Genomic DNA, 21,525 nt, shown 5'->3' on the forward strand with positions numbered 1-21,525 from the left:
CAGCCCCGGTGCTGGGTGTCGGCGCGAGTGGGTCGCGCACGGGTGGTGCGCGGGCGTACGTCGGGCGCTGGGCGTACGGGCGTACGTGAGGGTGGGTCGGGCCTCGTCGCGGCTCAGGTCGCGGTCAGTTCGTCGTCGACGAACGCGGTCAGCATCGCGTGCATGTCGTCCGGCGTGGTGCCCTCCGGCGTGCTCGCCAGGACCTGGGTGGCGAGCCCGTCGATGAGAGCGGCCAGCCGCAGGGCGGCGGCGTCCGGGTCCAGGTCCGGCCGGAAGGCGCCCTGGGCACGGCCACGCCGCAGGAGGTCGGCGAGGGTGGCCCGCCACTGGCGGTAGAAGTCGGCGTGCAAGCGGCCGATCTCGGTCGAGCGCGCCGCCTCCGCCCACAGGTCCAGCCACACCAGCCACTGCCGGCGCTGCTGCTCCGTGCGCGGCGTCTGGAGCGCGATCAGCCGCAGCAACTCCGTGCGCGCGTCGGCGCTTTCGGAGGATTCGGCGGCCCGTCGCGCGATGTCCTCGTCCATGCACCACCGCACGGCGGCTTCGAGCAGTTCGTCCCGCCCGGGGTAGTGGTAGTGGATGGCGGCCGTGCTGGTGCCGCAGGCCGCGGCGATGTCGCTGACCCGTACGGCGTGGAAGCCGTGCTCGGCGATCAGCCGCACCGTCTCCCGGACGATCTGTGACGGGCGGCCCTCGCGCGGCGCGGCGGCGCGGGCCGAGCGCGCGGCGGGCCGCTCGACGGTCGCCCCGCGCGCGGTTGCCTGCCCCTGGCCGCCGAGCAACCAGCCCGGGTCGACGCCGCCCGCGTCGGCGATCCGGACCACCTCGGCGATGGTGAACCGCCGCGTGCCGCCCAGCGAGCGGGACAGCTTGGACGGGTCCATGACGATCCGGCGGGCGAACTCCCTGCGGCTGCACCCGAGCCCGTCGATCACCTCGGCGACGCGCGCCCGCACGGTGTGCCCGTTGGCCGCGCTCACCGCCTCGGTCGACGCGCCGGCCGTGGTGACGGGGCCGGCCGCCGTGTCCGCGGTGCGGTCGCCGCGCTGCGCTGGGGGTTCTTCCATGGCCGACGACCGTAGCAGCGTGTTGAGATCACCACAACATAGCGGCTCAGGGCGGAGAGCGAACTGCCAGGTGAATGGCTGGTTTGCGGGCTTGCCGGAAACTGATGAGCGAGTCAGGTGATGAGGTGGGGTCGCGGCGGGTACCACGAGCGGGGCGTCCCGGTGGCCCGCCGGGGTGTGCGTCGCGGTTTGCCGGTGCGGCGGGTGGGCTACCGTGCGAGGGAAAGCGCTTGCTGTCGCGTGCGGCGGGTACGGGGCGCGCTGCCGTGGGAACGGCCGTCCGCCGCGTACCCCGACGCCCGTGGCGCAGCCGTAAGGAGGACGGATGACCGCTGCCCACCCCCAGCCCGAAACCCACCCTCGGCCCGCGACCGGTCCCCAGCCTGTCACCCAGCCCGCCACCCAGTCCGCGCCCCACCCCGTGCCCCGGTCCCTGCCCGGTCCCGGCGCCGCCGGCCGGCGCCGCACCGTGCGGATCGCCATGAACGGGGTGACCGGGCGCATGGGTTACCGCCAGCACCTCGTCCGCTCCCTGCTCGCCCTCCGCGAACAGGGCGGCCTGGAACTGGGGGACGGCACCGTGCTCTGGCCGGAGCCGATCCTCGTCGGCCGCTCCGAACAGGCCCTTCGGGCCCTGGCCGAGCGGCACGGCCTGGACCGGTGGTCCACGCGCCTGGACGATGTGCTCGCCGACCCGGCCGTGGACGTCTACTTCGACGCGCAGCTCACCTCGGCCCGCGCCGACGCCCTGCGACGGGCCATCGCCGCCGGGAAACACGTCTACTGCGAGAAGCCCACGGCCGCCGACCTCGACGACGCCCTCGACGTCGCCCGGCTGGCCACCGCCGCGGGCGTCAAACACGGCGTGGTGCAGGACAAGCTGTTCCTGCCCGGGCTGCGCAAGCTGCGGCGACTGCTGGACGGTGGGTTCTTCGGCCGCGTCCTGTCGGTGCGTGGGGAGTTCGGCTACTGGGTCTTCGAGGGGGACTGGCAGGCGGCGCAGCGCCCCTCGTGGAACTACCGCGTCGCGGACGGCGGTGGCATCGTGCGCGACATGTTCCCGCACTGGGAGTACGTGCTGCGCGAACTGTTCGGCCCCGTACGCACCGTGCAGGCGCAGGTCGCCACCCACCTGCCGCACCGCGTGGACGAGCACGGCCGGCCGTACGAGGCCACGGCGGACGACGCGGCGTACGGCGTCTTCCAGCTCGACGGGGGGATCGTGGCGCAGATCAACTCCTCCTGGGCGGTTCGCGTGGACCGCCCGGAGCTGGTGGAGTTCCAGGTCGACGGGGTCGAGGGCTCGGCCGTGGCCGGGCTGCGCGGCTGCCGGGTGCAACACCGGTCGGTCACGCCGCGCCCCGTGTGGAACCCGGACGTGCCGGTCGCCGCCCCGTTCCGCGAGCAGTGGCAGGAGGTGCCGGACAACGAGGTGTTCGACAACGGGTTCAAGGTCCAGTGGGAGTTGTTCCTGCGCCACGTGGTGCTGGACGAGCCGTGGCGGTGGGACCTCCTGTCGGGCGCGCGCGGGGTGCAACTCGCCGAACTCGGGCTGCGCTCGTCGGCCGAGGGCCGCCGGCTGACCGTCCCGGAGCTGGAGCTGTGACCGGCCACCACCCCGGCCCGGCCCACCCGTCGCCGGCCCACCCGTCGCCGGTCCGCCACGCCGCGCCCGACCGGCCGACCCCGCCCGACGGGCCAACCTCACCCAGCCCGGCGGCGCCCGACCGCCCGGCCCGCGCCCCCCGGCACCCGCGAGGTGCGCGGTGATCCGACTCCCGGGCCCCGACGGCGCGTTGCGGCCCTACACCCCGCGCGCCACGCCCGCCCCCTCCGTCACCGCCGGCGCGCACACCGGACGTCAGCGAGGGGACGCGGACGGCGCGCCCGGGTGGCGGGCCCGGCCGGCGGCCCGTGCCGTCTTCGCCGCCGCGCACGTGGTCGCCGACCCGCTCGCCGCCGGCGCGGGCGCGGGCGCGGGCGCGCCGGGCGCCGTGGACTGGGAGGCCACGTTGGCCTTCCGGCGCCACCTGTGGTCGCACGGCCTCGGGGTGGCCGAGGCCATGGACACGGCGCAACGCGGCATGGGCCTGGGGTGGCCCGAGGCCGCCACGCTCATCCGGCGCTCCGCCGCCGAGGCCCGCGCCGTGGGCGGCGTGATCGCCTGCGGCGCGGGGACCGACCACCTGACCGGCCCCGCGCGCTCGCTGGACGAGGTGGTGGCGGCGTACGAGGAACAGCTCGCCGTGGTGGAGGCGGCGGGGGCGCGCGCCGTGGTGATGGCCTCGCGGGCGCTGGCGGGGCTGGCGCGCGGCGCGGACGACTACCTGCGGGTGTACGAGCGCGTGCTGACCCAGGTTGCCGAGCCGGTGATCCTGCACTGGCTGGGCCCGATGTTCGATCCGGCGCTCCACGGCTACTGGGGCAGCGCCGACCTCGACCGGGCGAGCGAGACCTTCCTTGAGGTCATCGCCGCCCACCCGGACCGGGTCGACGGCGTCAAGGTCTCGCTGCTCGACGCCGCGCGCGAGGTGGCGCTGCGCCGCCGGCTGCCGGCCGGCGTGCGCTGCTACACCGGGGACGACTTCCACTACCCGGAGCTGATCGCCGGGGACGCGCGCGGGCACAGCGACGCGCTGCTCGGGGTCTTCGACCCGCTGGCGCCGCTGGCCGCCGACGCGGTGCGGGCGCTGGAGGCCGGAACCACGGGGCGCGAACGCTTTCACGACCTTCTCGACCCGACCGTCGACCTGGCCCGCCACCTCTTCCAGCCGCCCACCCGCTCGTACAAGACCGGCGTGGTGCTGCTCGCCTGGCTCGCCGGCCACCAGCGGCACTTCGCGATGCTGGGCGGTCACCAGTCGGCGCGTTCGCTGCCCCACCTCACCCGGGCCTACCAACTCGCCGACCAACTCGGTCTTTTCCCCGACCCGCCGCTCGCCGAGGCCCGCATGCGCCACCTGCTCGCCGTCTACGGAGTGGACTCATGACCCCGGAACCCGCCCAGGACCCCCGCGCCGGCGCCAGCGGCCCACCCGACCCGGGCGCCGCGCCCGACCCACCCCCGGCCGAGGTGCCCCGGCTGAGCCTGAACCAGCAGACCATCCGCCAGTGGTCGCTGCCCGAACTGGTCGAGGGCTGCGTGGCGGCGGACGTGCCGGGCGTGGGGCTGTGGCGCGCGCCGGTGCGGGAGTACGGCCTGGCCCGGGCGGCCCGACTCGTGCGCGCCGCCGGCCTCGCGGTGACCAGCCTGTGCCGGGGCGGCTTCTTCACCGCGGCGGAGCCGGCCGAGCGCGCGGCGGCGCTCGCCGACAACCGGCTGGCCATCGACGAGGCCGCGACCCTCGGCACCCGGACGCTGGTACTGGTCGCGGGCGGCCTGCCGGCCGGCAGCCGCGACCTGCTCGGCGCGCGCGAGCGGGTCGCCGACGCGCTGGCCGACCTCGCGCCGTACGCGGCCGAACGCGGGGTGCGGCTCGCGGTGGAGCCGCTGCACCCGATGTACGCGGCGGACCGCTGCGTCGTCTCCACGCTCGCCCAGGCGCTCGACCTCGCCGAGCGCTTCCCCGCGGACCAGGTGGGGGTCGTGGTGGACACCTACCACCTGTGGTGGGACGACACGGTGGACGCCCAGCTCGCCCGCGCCGGGAAAGGGGGGCGCATCGCGGCCTTCCAGGTCGCCGACTGGGTCACGCCGCTGCCCGCCGGCGTGCTGCTCGGACGTGGCCAACTGGGCGACGGCTGCGTGCCGCTGCGCCACTTCCGCGAGGTGGTGGACGCGGCCGGGTACCGGGGCCCGATCGAGGTGGAGATCTTCAACCCCGCGCTGTGGGAGCGCGCGGGCGCCGAGGTGCTGGCGGAGACGGTACGGCGGTACCGGGCTCACGTGCTGTGACGCCGGGCCCCGCGCGCCGCTCGGACGCCGGTCGCGCGGCGGCCGGCGGGCCGGCACGGCCCCCGCCGCCCGCGCGCCCGACGTACGGCCGCGGGCCGCCCGGCGGCGCGGGGTCGCCCCGTCGCGCCGTGCCGGCGCCCCCGAACGCCACGTCCGATTTCCGCCAGCCCGGCGCGCGGCCGGCGCGCATAGTGGAGGGCGTGACGAACGAGGACAGCAGGTACGAAGCGGTGTGCAGCCGGGACGCGCGGTTCGACGGCCAGTTCTTCTTCGCCGTGACGACCACGGGCATCTACTGCCGCCCGAGCTGCCCCGCGGTCACCCCCAAGCGCAAGAACGTGCGGTTCTTCGCGACGGCGGCCGCGGCGCAGGGCGCCGGCTTCCGGGCCTGCCGGCGCTGCCGTCCCGACGCCGTGCCCGGCTCGGCCGAGTGGAACGCCCGCGCCGACGTCGTCGGCCGCGCCATGCGGCTGATCGGCGATGGCGTCGTGGACCGGGAGGGCGTGGCAGGGCTCGCCGTGCGCCTCGGCTACAGCGCCCGCCAGGTGCAGCGCCAGCTCAACGCCGAACTGGGCGCGGGCCCGGTCGCCCTGGCCCGCGCCCAGCGCGCCCACACGGCCCGGGTCCTGCTCCAGACGACGCACATGCAGGCGGCCGACATCGCCTTCGCGGCCGGCTTCGCCAGCGTGCGGCAGTTCAACGACACCATCCGCGAGATCTACGCCAGCACGCCCACCGCCCTGCGCCTGGCCCGCCCGGGCGCCACGGCGCGCTACGGCTCGGTGGCGCGCGAGGACGCCTGGAGCGGCGGGGACGGGGCCACCGGCGCGGTCCGGTCCGGGCGGGCACCGCTGGCGGCCGGCGCCGGGAAGGCCGTCCTCGCGGCGCCGGCCGGACCGGTGCCCGGGGCGCCGCGCGGCATCCCCCTGCGGCTGGCCTACCGGGGCGCGTACGCGGGCCGGGAGATCTTCGACTACCTCCAGCGGCGGCACGTCCCCGGCGTCGAGGAGGTGACGGGCGAGCCCGGCGCCCGGTTGTACCGGCGCACGCTCCGGCTGCCGGGCGGGGGCGGCATCGCCGAGGTGCGCGAGCCGACCCTCGACCAGGGTTGGCTGGAATGCCGGCTCCACCTGTGCGAACTGCGCGACCTGACCACGGCCAGCCAGCGCATGCGGCGCCTCTTCGACCTGGACGCCGACCCGTACGCGGTGGCCGAGCGGCTCGGCGGCTGCCCACGGCTCGGCCCGCTGGTCACCGCCCGCCCCGGGCTGCGCGCACCCGGCTCGGCCGACCCGCACGAACTCGCCGTACGCGCCGTCATCGGCCAGGGCGCGACGGCGCGGCGGGCGCGCCGGGTGGGGGAGGCGCTGGTCGCGGCGTACGGCGAGGCGCTGCCGACGGCCAGCGGTGGGCTGACCCACTTCTTCCCGCGCGCCGAGGCGCTGGCCGACGCCCCGCTGGACGACCTGGACCTGTCGCCGGAGGGGCGGAGTGCGCTGCGGGCCCTCGCCACCGCCCTGGCAGACGGCGGTCTGAGCCTGGATCCGGGCGCCGACCGCGTCGAGGCCGAGCGGAGCCTGCGGGCCCTGCCCGGCATCGCCCCCAGGACGGCGGGCTACGTCCGCATGCGGGCCCTCGGCGACCCCGACGTCCTGCTGGCCGACACCGACACCGCCGACGGTGGCGGACGCGGGGCCGGCGCCGGGGCGGCGCCCGAGGCCGAGCGGGACGCCTGGCGCCCGTGGCGTTCGTACGCGACCCACTACCTGTGGGCGGCGCGGCAACCCGCCCACGCCTGACCGCCCACCCGGTGGCGCCCATGGCTCGATACGACCGAACCGCCACACCCGGCCCCGAGGGACGGCCCCGCGCGCCCGGCGGACCGTGGCCCGATCCCGCCGCTGCCCGTGATCACGCCCCCGACCTGCCCGTATGCTGCCCGGCCAGCCCACACCCGTACGACCCACCAGGCACCTCGCGGCGGTCCGCGCGGCGCCGCGCACCACAGCCCGACCCCGACGTCCGGAGCACCGATGACCAGCACGACACCTCTCACCGCCGCCGTCCACGACGCCGACTGGGACGCGCTCACCGAGGAGATGAACGCCCACGGCAGCGCCCTGACCCCGCGCCTCCTTGACCGTGACCAGTGCCGGGAGATCGCCGCCTGGTACGACGAGCCAGGGCGGTTCAGGTCCACGATCGACATGGGCCGCTACGGGTTCGGCTTCGGCCAGTACCGGTACTTCGACCACCCGATACCCGAGCCCGTCGCCGCGCTGCGCGCCGCGTTCTACCCGTACCTGCTGCGCATCGCCCGGGACTGGGCGACCAAGCTGCGCCGCACCGCCCCCTGGCCCGAGACGCTCGACGCCTGGCTCGACGCCTGCCACGCGGCCGGCCAGACCAAGCCCACCCCCATCCTGCTGCGGTACGGCAAGGGCGGCTGGAACGCGCTCCACCGCGACCTGTACGGCGATCTCGTCTTCCCGCTCCAGGTGGTCATCGGTCTCGACGAGCCGGGCACCGACTACACGGGCGGCGAGTTCCTGCTGGTCGAGCAGCGGCCACGGGCCCAGTCCCGTGGCACGGCGACGCTGCTGCCGCAGGGCCACGGGTTGATCTTCACCACGCGGGACCGCCCGGTGCGCTCCACCCGTGGCTTCGCCACCGCCCCGATGCGGCACGGCGTGAGCCTGGTGCGTTCGGGCCACCGGCACACGCTCGGCCTGGTCTTCCACGACGCGGCCTGATGGGATGGGTGGGGTGAGCACCCCGCGCCGCCCGGACCGCGCGGCCGGCCCCACCTCCCTCGGGGACCGGCTGTGGTACGTGGCCTACGGCTCCAACCTGCACGCCGCACGGCTGGCCTGCTACCTCGGCGGCGGCGTGCCACCGGGCGGGACCGTGGCACACGTCGGCTGCCGCGACCCGAGGCCACCGGAGCGCAGCCTGCCGGTCATGCTGCCCGGCTGCCTGTACTTCGCGACGCGCTCGCCCCGCTGGGGCGGTGGCCGGGCCTTCCACGACCCGGACGCCACCGGTGAGACCGCCGCCCGCGCCTACCTGCTGACCCGCTCGCAGTTCTCCGACATCGCGGCCCAGGAGATGTACCGCGCCCCCGGCAGCGGTCGCGACCTGGATCTGACCGAGGTGGTGGCGGCCGGGCGGGCCAGCGTGGGGCCCGGCCGGTACGAGACGCTGGTGTGCCCTGGCGCGCTGGACGGCCTCCCCATGGTGACCTTCACCGCCCCGTGGCGGGTTGGCGAGCTGCCGCCGCTGGCGCCCTCCGCGCCGTACCTGCGCCACCTGGCCGCCGGCCTGCGGGAGGCGCACGGTTGGAGCGCGGCCCGCGCGGCGCGCTACCTGGCCGCCTGCTCCGGCGCGGCCGGCCACTGGGCCGAGCCGGACATCGCCGCCCTGCTCACCGCGCCCGAGGAGGCCGGCGCCGGGCCCGCGTCCGTGGCCGACGCGGGCCCACCCCGGGCGGGCCCGCTGCCGCGCTGAGCGCCGGGCCGCCACCGCACTCCGCCGCTGGCCGGCGAGCCTTCCCCGTACCGCCCGACCACACGATCTCGGCCAACTCGCCCAGCCCACCCGGCCGGAGCCAGGTCGAGAACCGGGGCGGCGGCGCGAGGCCCGGCCCCCGGGCCCTGTGGGTCAGGCTCCCGCCTCCGCCGCCTGGAGCACGCGGCGCGCGACGTTGACCGAGTCCACCAGCGGGTGCAGCGCCACGGCGCGCAGCGCCGCCTGGTGGGAGCCGCTCGCCGCCGCCTCGATGGCGGCCCGCTCCACCTCCTTGAGGGTGAGCATCAGGCCGAGTTGGCCGGGGGCCACCGGGCCGACGGCCAGCGGGTGAGCCCCGTTGGCGTCCACGGCGCAGGGCACCTCCACGACCGCGTCCGCGTCCAGGGCCGGGACGGCCGTGCGGTTGCGCACGTTGAGGATGAGCGTGGTGCGCTCGTCCCGCGCGATGGCGCGCATCAGGGCCAGGGCGACCCGGTCGTAACCGCCGCCCTCCAGGTCGCAGGCGTCGCGCTGCCAACCGCCGGTGGCCTCCCGGCCCTCGGCCAGGTACGTCTCCTCGCGCTCCAGGCGGGTGCGCTCCCAGGCCGCCAGCGCGCCGTCGGGCCGGGCGGCGGCCTCCTCGTAGAACGCCGCCTGCTGGGTGCGCAGGAACTCGCCGCGGGTCTGCGGCGCGTCCCGGATGGCGGCGACCGACTCCCGGTTGAAGTAGTAGTAGTGCAGGTACTCGTTGGGCAGCGCGCCGAGCGTGCGCAGCCAGTCGGAGCCGAAGAGCTTGCCCTCCTCGAAGGAGGTCAACGCCGCCTCGTCCGCGAGGAGTTCGGGCAGTACGTCCCGGCCTTCGACGGTGATCCGGCGCAGCCAGCCCAGGTGGTTGAGCCCGACGTAGTCGTAGCTGGCCCGGTCCGGGTCGACGCCGACGGCCCGCGCCGCGCGCCGGCACAGGCCCACCGGCGAGTCGCAGATGCCGATCACCCGGTCGCCCAGGACGCGCTGCATGGCCTCGGTGACCATGCCGGCCGGGTTGGTGAAGTTGATGACCCAGGCGTCGGGCGCCAGCGCCGCGACGCGCTCGGCGATCCGCACCGCCACCGGCAGCGTGCGCAGCCCGTAGAGCACGCCGCCCGCGCCGACCGTCTCCTGCCCGAGCACGCCCTCGGCCAGCGGCAGGCGCTCGTCGCGGGCCCGGCCGGCGAGGCCGCCGACGCGGATGGCGGAGAAGACGAAGTCGGCCCCGCGCAGCGCCTCGTCCAGGTCGGTGGTCAGGCGCACGGCCGGGACGTCGGCGCGCCCCGCGGCCTGCTCGGCGATGACCGCGCCGATCGCGTCGAGGCGCCGCCGCTCGGTGTCGTACAGCGTGACCTCGGTGCAGCGCCCGGCGGCGGAGCCCTGGTCGTCCATCAGTGCCCGGTACACCAGCGGCATCCGGAATCCGCCGCCACCCAGCACGGTCAGCCTCATACGGTCAGTACCTCCACATCGGCCTCGCGGAACACGGCGAGGGTCGCCGGGTCCGAGGTGTCGTTCGTGATCAGGGTGTCGATGTCACCGGGTCCGCAGACGCGCGCCAGGCCGGTCGCGCCGGGGAACTTGTCGCCGGTGGCGAGGAGCACCACGTGCTGGGCCGCGGCCAGCATGGCCCGCTTGACCGGTACCTCCACCGCGGTGCTGTCGAGCACGCCGCCGTCCGGCAGGACGCCGCTGGCGCCGAGGAAGAGCCGGCCGACGTGGAGTTGGCGCAGGCTGGACTCGGTCAGGAAGCCGACCAGCGAGCGGTAGTTGCGCCGCACCTGGCCGCCGAGCAGGATCAGTGTCACCCGCGGGTCCTCGCGCAGCTCGTCGAAGACCGCCAGGCTGCTGGTCACCACGGTCACCTCGCGCCCCCTGAGCTGCTTGGCGAGCTGGAGCGTGGTGGTGCCGATGTCCAGGAGCAGCACGTCGCCGTCCGCGACGAGTTCGGCCGCGCGGCGGGCCACGGCGACCTTGTCGGCCAGGTCGTCGTCCGCGACGTCGGCGAAGGGGCGCTCGTCGCCGCAGCGCCCGCCGGCCAGCGCGCCGCCGTAGACCCGGGTCAGGTGTCCGGCCCGGCCGAGCGCGTCCAGGTCACGGCGGGCGGTCGCCTCGCTGACCGCCAGCCGCTGGGCGATCTCCCGGACCGGCAGCACCCCTTCCGCGCCGAGGAGGCTCAGCAGCTTCTCGTGGCGGGCCTTTCGCAGCATGCCCGCAACGTACTGCATGTGAGCGAGTGTGCGCGAGTGTGATGGAAGTCTTGCAAAAGCAGGGCGACGCAGTGCAAGGTTTCCGTCACACGAAGCGGTGGACACGTCGAATCGACGCCCCGTGGCAGTCGGCCGTGCCGGCGCGCCGCCCCGGAGCCCGGGCGGCACCGCCCACGGGCGGCGACCGCCGTTCGCCGCACGCCGTCGTGGACGCCGCACGGAAGGGGAGGGGCACGTCAGGTGAGTGCCGCCAAGGACGCCAAGGCCAAGGACGCCGAGCAGGTCACCGGGGTCACCGAAGGCGCGGGACCGGCCGCGGCGGACCGCGGCCAGGACGTCGCGGCCCAGCCCCGCGACCCGGAGCGCCCGAGGGACGCGCACTGCCGCGCCGTCCCCGTCGACCCGCTGGCGGCGGTGCGCGAGGCCGGTGACCCCGCCTACGACGTGTACCTGACCGGCACCGTCTTCCTGGACATCGTCTTCACCGGACTCGACCACGCCCCGGTGCGCGGCACCGAGTCGTGGGCGCGCGGCATGGGCCAGAGCCCCGGCGGCATCGCCAACATGGCCACCGCGCTCGCCCGGCTCGGCCTGCGCACCACGCTGGCCGCCGCCTTCGGCACCGACATCTACGGCGACTACTGCTGGGACGCCCTCGCCGACGGGGAGGGCGTGGACCTCGCCGCCTCGCGCCGGGTGCCCGGCTGGCATTCGCCGGTCACCGTCTCCATGGCGTACGAGGGTGAGCGCACCATGGTCACGCACGAGCACCCGGCGCCGGCCGCCGCCGACCGCCCGCTGCCGCGCTCGCGCGCCTGCGTCGCGGCCTTCGAACCCGGCCGCCACGAGGAGTGGGTGCGCGCGGCGCACGCCCGAGGCAGCAAGGTCTTCGCCGACGTCGGCTGGGACGAGAGCGGGCGCTGGGACCCAGCGGCCCTGCCCGACCTGCCCTACTGCCACGCCTTCCTGCCCAACGCGACCGAGGCCCAGCGCTACACCCGCACCGACAGCCCCGAGCGCGCCGTACGCGCCCTCGCGGACCTGGTGCCCATCGCGGTGGTCACCAAGGGCCCGGGCGGCGCGGTGGCCGTGGACTCGCTCACCGGCGAGTACGCGGACGTGCCCGCGCTCCCCGTGGAGGCGCTCGACCCGACGGGCGCGGGCGACGTGTTCGTCGCCGGCTTCATGACCGGCACCCTTGCCGGCTGGCCGCTCGCCGACCGGCTGGCCTTCGCCAACCTCACCGCCGGTCTGTCCGTCCAGCACTTCGGCGGCTCGCTCTCCGCCCCCGGCTGGCCGGAGGTCGCCGCCTGGTGGGCGTGGGCCAGCCAACCGTCCGCCGGCCCTGGCGCCCTGGACGCGGAGGCCGTGCGCCGCTACCGCTTCCTCGACAAGCTGCTCCCCACCGGCATGCGCGACTGGCCCCGGCTACGGGCCCTGCCCACCATCGGCTTCCGCGGCGCGTGAGCGCGCGGCGGGCACACTCCCGCCCAGCGGCCCCCGCCCCCCGCGCGCCGGCCCCGACGAAGGAGACCCCGATGCCCAACCGAGCGGCGAGGGCGCAGCGCCCCCGTGGCACGGCCCCCGTCGTGGCGCTCGCCACCCTGGCGCTGCTCGCCGCGGGCTGCGTACCCGGCACGGACGGCTCCGCCGCCGGCGGCGGCACGGCGGGCGGCGCCACCGCCATCCCCGACCCGGCCAAGGCCGGCAAGGTCACTTTGACCGTGTGGGACCAGGAGATCCGCGGCGGCACCAACGCCGAGGTGGAGCAGCTCAACAAGGAGTTCCAGCGCGCCTACCCCAACGTACGCGTCAAGCGGGTGGCACGCGGCTTCACCGACCTGAAGGCCACCCTCAAGCTGGCCGTGTCCGGCAACAACCCACCCGACGTCGTCCAGGCCAACCAGGGTTACCCGGACATGGTCGCCTTCGTCCGCGCCGGGTTGCTCGCCCCGCTCGACAACTACGCGGGCATCTACGACTGGAACACCCGCTACCCGACCACGCTGCTCAACCACAACCGGGTCTCCGCCGACGGCCGCCGCTTCGGCACCGGCCGGCTGTACGGCATCTCCCAGACGGGCGAGTTCGTCGGCCTCTACTACAACAAGGACCTGCTCGCCAAGAGCGGCCTGAGACCGCCGAGGACCTGGGACGAGTTCACGGGCCAACTCGCCCGCCTCCGCTCGGACGGCCGCCTGCCCATCCAGTTCGGCAACCTCGACAAGTACCCGGCCATCCACACCTTCGGCGTCCTGCAGAGCCAGTCGGGCGCCGCCCCCGTGCGCGACCTGGTCTTCGGGCGCGCCGGCCGCTTCGACAACCGGCAGACCACAGAGGCGGCGGCCACCCTCGCCGACTGGCACCGGCGCGGCTACCTCCCCAAGGGCGCCAACGGCCTCGGCTACGACGACGCCGCCAAGAAGTTCGCCTCCGGCGACGGCGCGTACCTGATCACCGGCACCTGGCAACTCGCCGACCTCAAGAAGGCCATGGGCGACAACCTCGGCCTCATGCCGCCGCCCCCGGCCACCCCGGGCGGCCCACCACTGTCCACCGGCGGCCAGGGCCTGGCCTGGTCCATCACCTCGCGCAGCAAGCACCCCGAGGTCGCCGCCGCCTACCTGGACTTCCTCACCAGCGAACACGCCGCCGACGTGATGACCCGGCACGGCGTGCTGCCCGCCGTGCCGGGCGAGGCCGCAGCGCGGGTGCCGCGCACCAGCGTGGACGGGCAGATGCTGGACACCTGGCGCCGCCTGAACGAGGCGGACGGCCTGGTGCCCTACCTCGACTACGCCACACCCACCTTCTACGACACCCTCTCCGAGGGGCTCCAGGGCGTCATCGCCGGCGCCCAGTCACCCGAACGCTTCGCCGCCACCGCGCAGCGCGACTACGCCGCGTTCATGGCCGAACAACGCGAGGGCGACCGGGACGCCGCGGCCGGACCGGGCCCGCGGCGGGACGGCCGATGAAGCGCGCCCCGCGCGGACCGGCCCGGCTCACCGGCCGCTACGCGCGACGCGCCCCGGGCGAGCCGCGCGCCGTCGGCTACCTGTACGTCCTGCCCGCGCTCGCGCTCTACGGGGCCCTGCTGGTCTTCCCCTTCGGCCAGTCGGTGTGGCTGTCCCTGCTGCACTGGGACGGGCTGACCGCCGCCACCTGGGCCGGCGGCGACAACTACCACGACCTGCTCACCGACCCCGACCTGCGCGCCCCCTTCGCCCACGCGCTGATCCTGCTCGTCTTCTACTCGGCGCTGCCGGTCGCCATCGGGCTGCTGCTGGCCGCGCTGCTCTCGCGGGCCCGGGTGCGCGGCATGACCTTCTTCCGCACCGTGCTCTTCCTGCCCCAGGTGCTCGCGCTCGTCGTCGTCGGCGTCGCCTGGCGCTCGATCCTCGCCCCCGACGGACTGCTCAACGACACGCTGGAGGCCGTCGGCCTCGGCACCCTGGCCCGCCCCTGGCTGGGCGACTACGACTGGGCGCTGCCGGCTGTCGGCATCGTCGGGACCTGGGTCGGCACGGGCCTGTGCATGGTGCTCTTCCTGGCCGGGGCGCAGCGCATCCCGCGCGAGCTGTACGAGGCGGCGCGCCTCGACGGCGCCGGCCCGATACGCGAGTTCCTCGCCGTCACCCTGCCGGGCCTGCGCCCGCAGATCGCCGTCGCGCTCACCCTGACCATCGTGGCCGGACTGCGCAACTTCGACCTGATCTACATCACCACCAGCGGGGGACCGGGCAACGCCACGTCCGTGCCGGCGTACGAGGTCTACCACCGGGCCTTTGAGACCAACCAGGTGGGCTCCGCCGCCGCCATCGGGGTGACGCTGACGCTGCTGATCTTCGTGCTGACCGTCGGCATCTCCCGGCTCGTGGAAGGGCGGCGCACATGATCTCGCGCACCGAGCGGACCCTCACCTACGCCATTCTCGCCCTGTTCACCGTCGTCTCACTGACCCCTGTGCTCGGCATCCTCGCCACCGCGCTCGGCCCGCAGTCCTCGCTGAGCACCGGCTTCACGCTGCCGGACGACGGGCTGCACTGGGGGAACTTCGCCGACGCCTGGACCAGCGGCCACTTCGGCACCTACCTGCGGAACTCGGCCCTGGTCACGCTGTCCGTGGTCGCCGTCGCCACGCTGCTGTCGGTGCTGGCCGGCTACGCCTTCGGGGTGATGCGCTTCCCCGGCTCCACGCCGCTGTTCTACCTGTTCGTGCTCGGCCTCGCACTGCCGCAGGAGGCCCTGGTCGTCCCGCTCTACTTCGACCTGCGCCACCTCGAACTCACCGACACCTACTGGGGCCTGATCCTGCCGCAGGCCGCCCAGTCGCTGGCGTTCGGCGTGTTCTGGATGCGTACCTACTTCCGCGGCAGCGCCCGGTCCGTGATCGAGGCGGCGCGGATCGACGGCGCGAACAGCTGGACCACCCTGTGGCGGGTCCTGGTGCCCATGGCCCGCCCGGCCATCTCCACCCTGGTCGTCATCGTCTTCATGTGGACCTGGAACGAGTTCCTGATGGCACTGGTCATGGTCAGCGACGAGGCACACCGCACGGTCCCGCTCGGGCTCGCCTTCTTCCAGGGGCAGCACAGCTCGGAGACGGCGCTGCTGGCCGCGGCGGCGGTGCTGATCGCGTTGCCCGTGGTCATCGTGTACGTGGCGCTGCAGCGCCGCTTCATCGCGGGCATGCTCAGCGGCGCCGTCAAGGAGTAGCCGCGCGCGACACGCGGGAACCCCCGCGCTGCCACCGGCCCGGGCGCCCGCGGTCGTCGTCTGGCAGCGGGGTGGCGGGGCCGCGCGGCGTCGACCGTGCGGCCGAACCGGCGAGTTCTTCGGGGCGTCGCCGCTCGCTGCCGGCCATCGGGGGGTGCGCGGGTGATTATCGGACCATGTGGATGGCGGTACGGACGAACGGGTTCCCCCGCCGCGCCGGCACCGCCCGGCGCGCGGCGGGCGGCCGCGCGTTTGTCCAAGGGCCGCGCGTGAGCGTCCATGGACCCGCCCGGGACGCGGCGCGAATCCTTGAGCCCCGACCGGGTCGCCGCGACACCCCCCGACGAAGGCGAGCGTGTGAGCATGACAACCATCGACGTGGGACGGCGCTCCCTCATCAAGCGCGCCACCGCTGCCGGCCTCCTCACCGTGCCCGCACTCACCGCGCTCAGCGCCTGCGCGACGGGCGGCGGCGGGGGCACGCAGCAGGTCGCCGAGGGCAGGAAGTCGGCGAGGAACCCGCTGGGGGTCAACGAGAGCGCGGGCCTTGACGTCGTCATCTTCGACGGCGGCTTCGGCGACGAATACGCCAAGGCCGCGCAGGCGGAGTACGTGAAGGCGTATCCGAAGACGGACGGGAAGATCAAGCATTCGGCGACGCAGAAGATCCAGGCGAAGCTGGCGCCGCGGTTCAACGGTGGTACGCCGCCGGATCTGATCGACAACTCGGGCGCGGAGCAGATGGATTTCGGCACGCTGGTGTCGAAGGACCAGCTCACCGATTTGCGGGAGTTGTTGGACGCGCCGTCGCTTGATGATCCGAACAAGAAGGTGCGGGACACGCTACGCCCTGGCGTGTTGGAGATGGGGCAGTTCGAGGGGGACGAGGTCTGGGTCCTGTACTACGCCTACACCATCTACGGGGTGTGGTACTCGAAGTCGTTGCTGGCCAAGCACGGCTGGGAGTATCCGCAGACCTGGGACGAGATGCTGAAGCTGTGCGCGGACGCGAAGAAGCAGGGGATCGCGGGGTGGACGTACCCGGGGAAGCATCCGTACTACCTGCCGTTCAGTCTGTATCCGTTCATCGCGAAGATCGGTGGCCGCGAGACGCTGGACGCGATCGACAACCTGGAGCCGAACGCGTGGAAGCACGAGGCGGTGCGGGCCGCGTTCGAGGCGTATCACGAGTTGCAGGCCAAGGGGTACATCCTCAAGGGCACGCCGGGGCTGGACCATATTCAGTCGCAGGTGGCGTGGAACGAGGGGAAGGCGTTGTTCATCCCGAACGGTTCGTGGGTGGAGAACGAGACGAAGAAGACCACGCCGAAGAACTTCGACATGGGTGTGGGTGCGCCGTCGTCGTTGGATTCGGGTGACAAGCTGCCGTACGGGACGATCTGGGCTTCCGGCGGTGAGCCGTTCATCGTGCCGAAGAACGCCAAGAACCCGCGTGGTGGTATGGAGTTGCTGCGCATCATGTTGGGCGCGAAGTCCACGCGGAACTTCATTCAGCAGGTCTCCTCTTTGTCCTCGCTCAATGGTGGTACGGAGGGTTTGCGGCTTCCCCCGGGGTTGGCGTCGGCGCAGGAGTTGTGGAAGAAGGCGGGGGATAACGTCGTCAATCCGCGGTTGCAGGATTGGTATGTGACGTTGCAGAAGGAGAAGATCGGGGTGGCGGCGTTGGGCGAGATGATGGCCGGGCGTATGTCGCCGAAGGAGTGCATGGCCAAGTGTCAGAAGTTCGCGGATGAGACGGCGAAGGATTCCGCTGTGAAGAAGTACCGGCACAAGTGAGGATGCGCTGGCAGTCGCGTCCTTCGTGGGCGAGGAGTGGGGTCGGTAGCAGTGCGGCACGGTAAGTACGGCTTCATCGTGGGGTTTTTGTCCCTGCCGTTGGCGATTTACGCGGTTTTTGTGATCTCGCCGTTCCTCCAGGCTATCTACTATTCGTTCACGAATTGGAGTGGTCTGAGCTCGGATCTCCAGATGGTGGGGTTCGATAATTACCGTAAGTTGCTGGATGACGATGTGTTCTGGCATGCGTTGCGGAACAATCTGGTGTTGTTGCTCGTGTTGCCGCTGGTGACGCTTGGCATGGGGCTGTTCTTCGCTTTCATGTTGAATGTGGGTGGGCGGCGTAAGGGGGCGGTGGTCTCGGGTGTGCGGGGGTCGTCGCTGTACAAGGTGGTGTACTTCTTCCCGCAGGTGTTGTCGATCGCGATCGTGGCGTTGGTCTTCCAGTTCGCGTACAACCCGAACAGTGGGGCGTTGAACTCGTTCCTGTCGGGGATCGGGTTGGATTCGGTGCAGCCCAACTGGTTGGGTGATCCGAGTCTGGCGTTGTGGTGTGTGATGGCGGTGATGGTGTGGAGCAACGTCGGGTTCTATGTGGTGTTGTTCTCGGCGGCGATGAGCACGATTCCTCGTGGTTTCTACGAGGCGGCGTTGTTGGATGGCGCGAATCGGTTCACGACGTTCTTCCGGATCACGTTGCCGCTGTTGTGGGACACCGTGCAGACCGGTTGGGTGTACATGGGGATCCTGGCGCTGGACGCGTTCGCGGTGGTGCAGATCATGACGGTCGGTCCTGGTGGCCCTGACTACTCGACCGAGGTCCTGACGTGGTTCGTGTACACGAAGGGCATTCGGGACGGGCAGGCCGGTTACGCGACCGCGTTGGGTGTGGCGTTGCTGATCGTCACGATGATCTTCGCGACGGTCGTCATGCGACTCGGCCGCCGAGAAAGGCTGGAGTTCTGAGATGACAGCACCCAGTGCCCGTGCCGTACGCGTACGCCCTGTCGTGGAGAGGAACGCGCCGTGAGCGGAGAACTGTCATCCAAGGACCTGGTCGACATGCCCACGGCGCTGGAACTGCCCAGCGAGCAGACCCCCGTGAAAGCGGTGCCGCCGACGGTGTCGGGTGCCGGGCGGCGGCGTGGGGACCGTGCGGGTGGGGTGCTCAACGTGTTCTCGCACGGGATTCTGGCCGTGTGGGGACTGTTGGTCACGCTGCCGCTGTTGTGGGCGGCGATGAGTTCGCTCAAGACCGACCGGGAGATCTTCACCTCGCCCTGGTCGCTGCCCTCGTCGCTGCGTTTCGAGAACTGGTCGGAGGCGTGGAACACCGCCAACATGGGCCGGTACTTCCTGAACTCGGCCGTCGTCGTCGCCGGCTCCCTCTTCGGCACCATGCTGCTGGGCGCCATGGCCGCCTACGTCCTGGCGCGGTTCGAGTTCCGTGGGAACCGGTTCATCTACTACCTGTTCGTCGGCGGCATGAGCTTCCCGATCGTGCTGGCGTTGGTGCCGCTGTACTTCGTGTTGCAGAACATGGAGATGCTCAACACCAAGCACGGCCTGATCCTGGTCTACATCGCGTACTCGCTGCCCTTCACGGTCTTCTTCCTGACCTCGTTCTTCAAAACCCTGCCCACCTCGGTGGCGGAGGCGGCGATGATCGACGGGGCCTCACACACGCGCACGTTCTTCCAGGTCATGCTGCCGATGGCCAAACCAGGACTGATCAGCATCGGCATCTTCAACTTCCTGGGCCAGTGGAACCAGTACATGCTCCCCTACGTACTCAACCAGGGCGAGGAAAAGGACAAGCTCCTGCCCCAGGGACTGGTCGAACTCGCCGTCTCCCAGGGATACAAAGGCAACTGGGCCGTCCTCTTCTCCGGCCTGCTCATCGCCATGATCCCCGTCCTCGCGGTCTACATCATCTTCCAACGCCAGGTCCAAGCCGGCCTGACCGCGGGTTCGCTGAAATAGCCGGCCCGCTCCAACCTCCAGGCCGCGAACACACGTAAGCCGCCGGACACCAGTCCGGCGGCTTACGCGGAAAGTCGAGCGCTCACGCGACATGTCGAGCACGAGAGGACTCAACCGCGTCGAACGGGAGTGCCGCCCCACACCGCGAGGGAACAGGCGGCGCACAACGACGAGGTGACCGGCCCGTCAACGGGCCTTCGCGGCTCCCGGTGTTTCTAGTACTCCACCCAGTTGTGCTCCTGGGCCAGTTCGATGATGCGCTTGCGCGCCAACACCAACTGCGTTCCGGTGAGCGAGGGAACGGCGTGCAACAGCGCCTCGGTCAGCTCGAGTTGGAACTCGGCGGAGGTCAGCACGTCACAGGTGCCGTCCTCGGCCTCGGTACGCACGCGCGGGCGGACCACGTCCCCGGACACCGTGCCGGCCGGAGCGGAACGCTCGATCAGCCGCACATCGGAGGCCTTAAGACCGCGCTGACCGTCTTCGATGTCGAAAGCGACCCGAAGCCCCGGGCGAAACAGGGACTTGTCGCTACGCAGGTCGTTCGCGTGCATGAACACGTCCTCATCGCCGTCATCCGGCGTGATGAACCCATAGCCGCGGACCTCGTCAAACCGCAGAATCTTTCCCGTTGCCACCGCGAATACCCCACAACTCAGTCAATCGCTACCACAACCATTGGCGCCTCTCGCCGACGCCGGTTCACAGCCTACAAGGAAACCGTCGCACGGGAAGGGGCGTCCTCCCTGTGCTGAGCACACCCACCGGCAGCGGTGCCCGAGGTGGCGAACGCCCACACAGCACCGGCGTGTGCCACCCGGTGTGCTCGGCACACCCAGGCGGGTCGAACGGGTGTGACCACCCCGGGATCGCTCACCCCGCCGCCCCAATCTCCGATCCAACCCGCCGCCTCGCCCCGCCGCTCCAACCCTCCGCCCCAGACAGGTTGTGTCGGGACCGGCGAGGCAGCCTGGTGCCATGTCCGGCACCGGCGGCGTGAACTGTCCGCCTTGCGACGGGATGTGACGCACCGGTTTGGCAGGGATGAGACACGTTCCCTGACGGCGCCCTGCGGTGGCGCGAAATCGGCCCTAGCGTGCCGGCCATGACGACGCCCACTCCGCGTGAGGCGCGACGCTGCTACCACGCGCTGCATCCCGTCCACGCCGCCTACTACTTCGCGCCCGAGCACGATGACGCGTACGCGGCACTCGGCCTGGAGCGCGGGCCCATGGCCTATCTCGCCGGGCGGGCGGCGCCGCTCGGGCCGGTGGGCCCGGGTGCCGTGGTGGCGATGTTCTACAACTTCCAGCCTGCCCTGGTGGCCCGGAACCTGCCGCGCGCCTGGCGGGTGGCCGCGCCGGAGCGGGTGCTCGCCGCCCGACTGCGGATCGTGGACGCCTGCCTGCGGCGGCTGCTCGGGCCCGAGGCGCTGGCCTCCCGCGAGATAGCCGAGGCGGCCGAGCTCGCGCTGCGGGCCGCCGAGGGGTGCGGGCGCCCCGCGCGACCGCTGTATTCGGCCAACGCCGACCTGCCCGTCCCCGACGTGCCGCACCTGGCGCTGTGGCACGCCGGGACCCTGCTGCGCGAACACCGGGGTGACGGGCACCTGATGGCGCTCTCGGCCGCCGGCCTCGACGGCCTGGAGGCGCTGGTGACCCACTCGGCCACCGGCACCGGCTGGAAGCCTCGGTACCTCCAGACCCACCGTGGCTGGTCCGCCGCCGACTGGGCCGCCGCGCAGGAGCGGCTGCGGGAGCGCGGCCTGTTGCGGGACGACGGCGAACTGACGGAGCGGGGGATGGAGTTGCGCCGCTCCATCGAGGCCGAGACCGATCGACTCGACCTCGCCCCCTACCGCCACCTGGGCGCGGTCGGTACGCGGCGCCTGACGGAGCTGGCCGGGCCGCTCGGCAAGACCGTACTGGCCGGCGACGGACTGCCGCTGGCGCACCTGGGCAAGGGGTGAGGCGCCGATGGCGATCCGGGGGCCCACCGAGAAACGGGAATTTCGAATCCCGAAAGGCTTGACTCGGTCGAGCGATGTGATGAGATGCTGCACGGGTTAGTGGGAATTCCGAAGCCGCGCGATCCGCTACGTACGGGCGCTGCGAACAGTACGCGGAACCCATTCTCGACCGACCCCGGCCATGCGAACCGGAGCCGGGGCGAACCACTTACGAGTGTGACTTCACCGATACGACGGGCGCGAAGGAGATGAGCGGCACCGAAACGTAGCTGACGGGTTCTTGTTGCCTAACGGGGGGCAGCTACTCGGACCTCATTCCGAACCTCTTCCACCGACATCGGGCTGCCTAAG

At 72.9% G+C, this 21,525-nt stretch carries 18 protein-coding genes; 14 read left to right on the top strand and 4 right to left on the bottom strand.

The features are described from left to right. Nucleotides 1-113: 113 nt before the first annotated feature. Nucleotides 114-1,067 carry a TetR/AcrR family transcriptional regulator gene (locus tag OYE22_RS32025; protein WP_277323699.1) on the bottom strand — a complete coding sequence of 318 codons (954 nt, stop codon included), beginning with the start codon at nucleotides 1,065-1,067 and terminating at the stop codon, nucleotides 114-116. Between the two features lie 481 nt (nucleotides 1,068-1,548). Here OYE22_RS32025 and OYE22_RS32030 point away from each other — a divergent pair, with 481 nt between their 5' ends. From OYE22_RS32030 to OYE22_RS32055, 6 genes are all read left to right on the top strand, one after another. Further along, the gene (locus tag OYE22_RS32030; protein ID WP_277324416.1) at nucleotides 1,549-2,673 is read left to right on the top strand and encodes a Gfo/Idh/MocA family oxidoreductase; all 1,125 of its coding nucleotides are present in this window, start codon (nucleotides 1,549-1,551) and stop codon (nucleotides 2,671-2,673) included. Between the two features lie 160 nt (nucleotides 2,674-2,833). Next, nucleotides 2,834-4,057 carry a dihydrodipicolinate synthase family protein gene (locus OYE22_RS32035; RefSeq protein WP_277323700.1) on the top strand — a complete coding sequence of 408 codons (1,224 nt, stop codon included), beginning with the start codon at nucleotides 2,834-2,836 and terminating at the stop codon, nucleotides 4,055-4,057. Further along, a complete protein-coding gene (locus OYE22_RS32040; RefSeq protein ID WP_277323701.1) occupies nucleotides 4,054-4,962 on the top strand; it encodes a sugar phosphate isomerase/epimerase family protein in 909 nt (302 codons plus the stop codon). Before OYE22_RS32035 ends, OYE22_RS32040 begins: the two co-directional genes overlap by 4 nt. A gap of 200 nt (nucleotides 4,963-5,162) precedes the next feature. Continuing rightward, nucleotides 5,163-6,761 (top strand): AlkA N-terminal domain-containing protein, encoded by a 1,599-nt coding sequence (locus OYE22_RS32045; protein ID WP_277323702.1) that lies wholly within the window; start codon nucleotides 5,163-5,165, stop codon nucleotides 6,759-6,761. 234 nt (nucleotides 6,762-6,995) lie between these two features. Beyond that, entirely contained in the window at nucleotides 6,996-7,715 is a 720-nt protein-coding gene (locus OYE22_RS32050; RefSeq protein ID WP_277323703.1) for a 2OG-Fe(II) oxygenase, read from the top strand. A 4-nt stretch (nucleotides 7,716-7,719) separates the two neighbouring features. Then, complete coding sequence (locus tag OYE22_RS32055) at nucleotides 7,720-8,469, top strand: histone deacetylase (RefSeq protein WP_277323704.1); 750 nt, start codon at nucleotides 7,720-7,722, stop codon at nucleotides 8,467-8,469. 153 nt (nucleotides 8,470-8,622) lie between these two features. On the opposite strand, the gene OYE22_RS32060 is transcribed toward OYE22_RS32055, so the two are convergent. Both OYE22_RS32060 and OYE22_RS32065 read right to left on the bottom strand, forming a co-directional pair. Next, entirely contained in the window at nucleotides 8,623-9,948 is a 1,326-nt protein-coding gene (locus OYE22_RS32060) for a 6-phospho-beta-glucosidase (RefSeq protein WP_277323705.1), read from the bottom strand. Further along, nucleotides 9,945-10,706 carry a DeoR/GlpR family DNA-binding transcription regulator gene (locus OYE22_RS32065; protein WP_277324417.1) on the bottom strand — a complete coding sequence of 254 codons (762 nt, stop codon included), beginning with the start codon at nucleotides 10,704-10,706 and terminating at the stop codon, nucleotides 9,945-9,947. The genes OYE22_RS32060 and OYE22_RS32065 overlap by 4 nt, the downstream gene beginning before the upstream one ends. 405 nt (nucleotides 10,707-11,111) lie before the next feature. Here OYE22_RS32065 and OYE22_RS32070 point away from each other — a divergent pair, with 405 nt between their 5' ends. From OYE22_RS32070 to OYE22_RS32100, 7 genes are all read left to right on the top strand, one after another. Beyond that, nucleotides 11,112-12,173: a PfkB family carbohydrate kinase gene (locus OYE22_RS32070; protein ID WP_277324418.1), complete on the top strand. Its 1,062-nt coding sequence runs from the start codon at nucleotides 11,112-11,114 to the stop codon at nucleotides 12,171-12,173. A 71-nt stretch (nucleotides 12,174-12,244) separates the two neighbouring features. Further along, the gene (locus OYE22_RS32075; protein ID WP_277323706.1) at nucleotides 12,245-13,684 is read left to right on the top strand and encodes an extracellular solute-binding protein; all 1,440 of its coding nucleotides are present in this window, start codon (nucleotides 12,245-12,247) and stop codon (nucleotides 13,682-13,684) included. Continuing rightward, nucleotides 13,681-14,604 carry a sugar ABC transporter permease gene (locus tag OYE22_RS32080; protein WP_277323707.1) on the top strand — a complete coding sequence of 308 codons (924 nt, stop codon included), beginning with the start codon at nucleotides 13,681-13,683 and terminating at the stop codon, nucleotides 14,602-14,604. The genes OYE22_RS32075 and OYE22_RS32080 overlap by 4 nt, the downstream gene beginning before the upstream one ends. Then, entirely contained in the window at nucleotides 14,601-15,425 is an 825-nt protein-coding gene (locus tag OYE22_RS32085; protein ID WP_277323709.1) for a carbohydrate ABC transporter permease, read from the top strand. The genes OYE22_RS32080 and OYE22_RS32085 overlap by 4 nt, the downstream gene beginning before the upstream one ends. A gap of 363 nt (nucleotides 15,426-15,788) precedes the next feature. Continuing rightward, nucleotides 15,789-17,222, top strand: a complete 1,434-nt coding sequence (gene ngcE / locus OYE22_RS32090) for an N-acetylglucosamine/diacetylchitobiose ABC transporter substrate-binding protein (protein WP_277323710.1) — start codon at nucleotides 15,789-15,791, stop codon at nucleotides 17,220-17,222. Between the two features lie 51 nt (nucleotides 17,223-17,273). Next, nucleotides 17,274-18,188 carry a sugar ABC transporter permease gene (locus OYE22_RS32095; RefSeq protein WP_277323711.1) on the top strand — a complete coding sequence of 305 codons (915 nt, stop codon included), beginning with the start codon at nucleotides 17,274-17,276 and terminating at the stop codon, nucleotides 18,186-18,188. A 60-nt stretch (nucleotides 18,189-18,248) separates the two neighbouring features. Then, nucleotides 18,249-19,205 carry a carbohydrate ABC transporter permease gene (locus OYE22_RS32100; RefSeq protein WP_277323712.1) on the top strand — a complete coding sequence of 319 codons (957 nt, stop codon included), beginning with the start codon at nucleotides 18,249-18,251 and terminating at the stop codon, nucleotides 19,203-19,205. A 215-nt stretch (nucleotides 19,206-19,420) separates the two neighbouring features. Here OYE22_RS32100 and OYE22_RS32105 read toward each other — a convergent pair whose 3' ends face one another. After that, nucleotides 19,421-19,843, bottom strand: a complete 423-nt coding sequence (locus OYE22_RS32105; RefSeq protein WP_277323713.1) for a cold shock domain-containing protein — start codon at nucleotides 19,841-19,843, stop codon at nucleotides 19,421-19,423. A gap of 467 nt (nucleotides 19,844-20,310) precedes the next feature. Between OYE22_RS32105 and OYE22_RS32110 the strand changes: the two genes are divergently transcribed. After that, complete coding sequence (locus tag OYE22_RS32110; RefSeq protein WP_277323714.1) at nucleotides 20,311-21,174, top strand: hypothetical protein; 864 nt, start codon at nucleotides 20,311-20,313, stop codon at nucleotides 21,172-21,174. Nucleotides 21,175-21,525 lie beyond the last annotated feature (351 nt).

Source organism: Streptomyces sp. 71268, from assembly GCF_029392895.1.
Classification (GTDB): domain Bacteria; phylum Actinomycetota; class Actinomycetes; order Streptomycetales; family Streptomycetaceae; genus Streptomyces.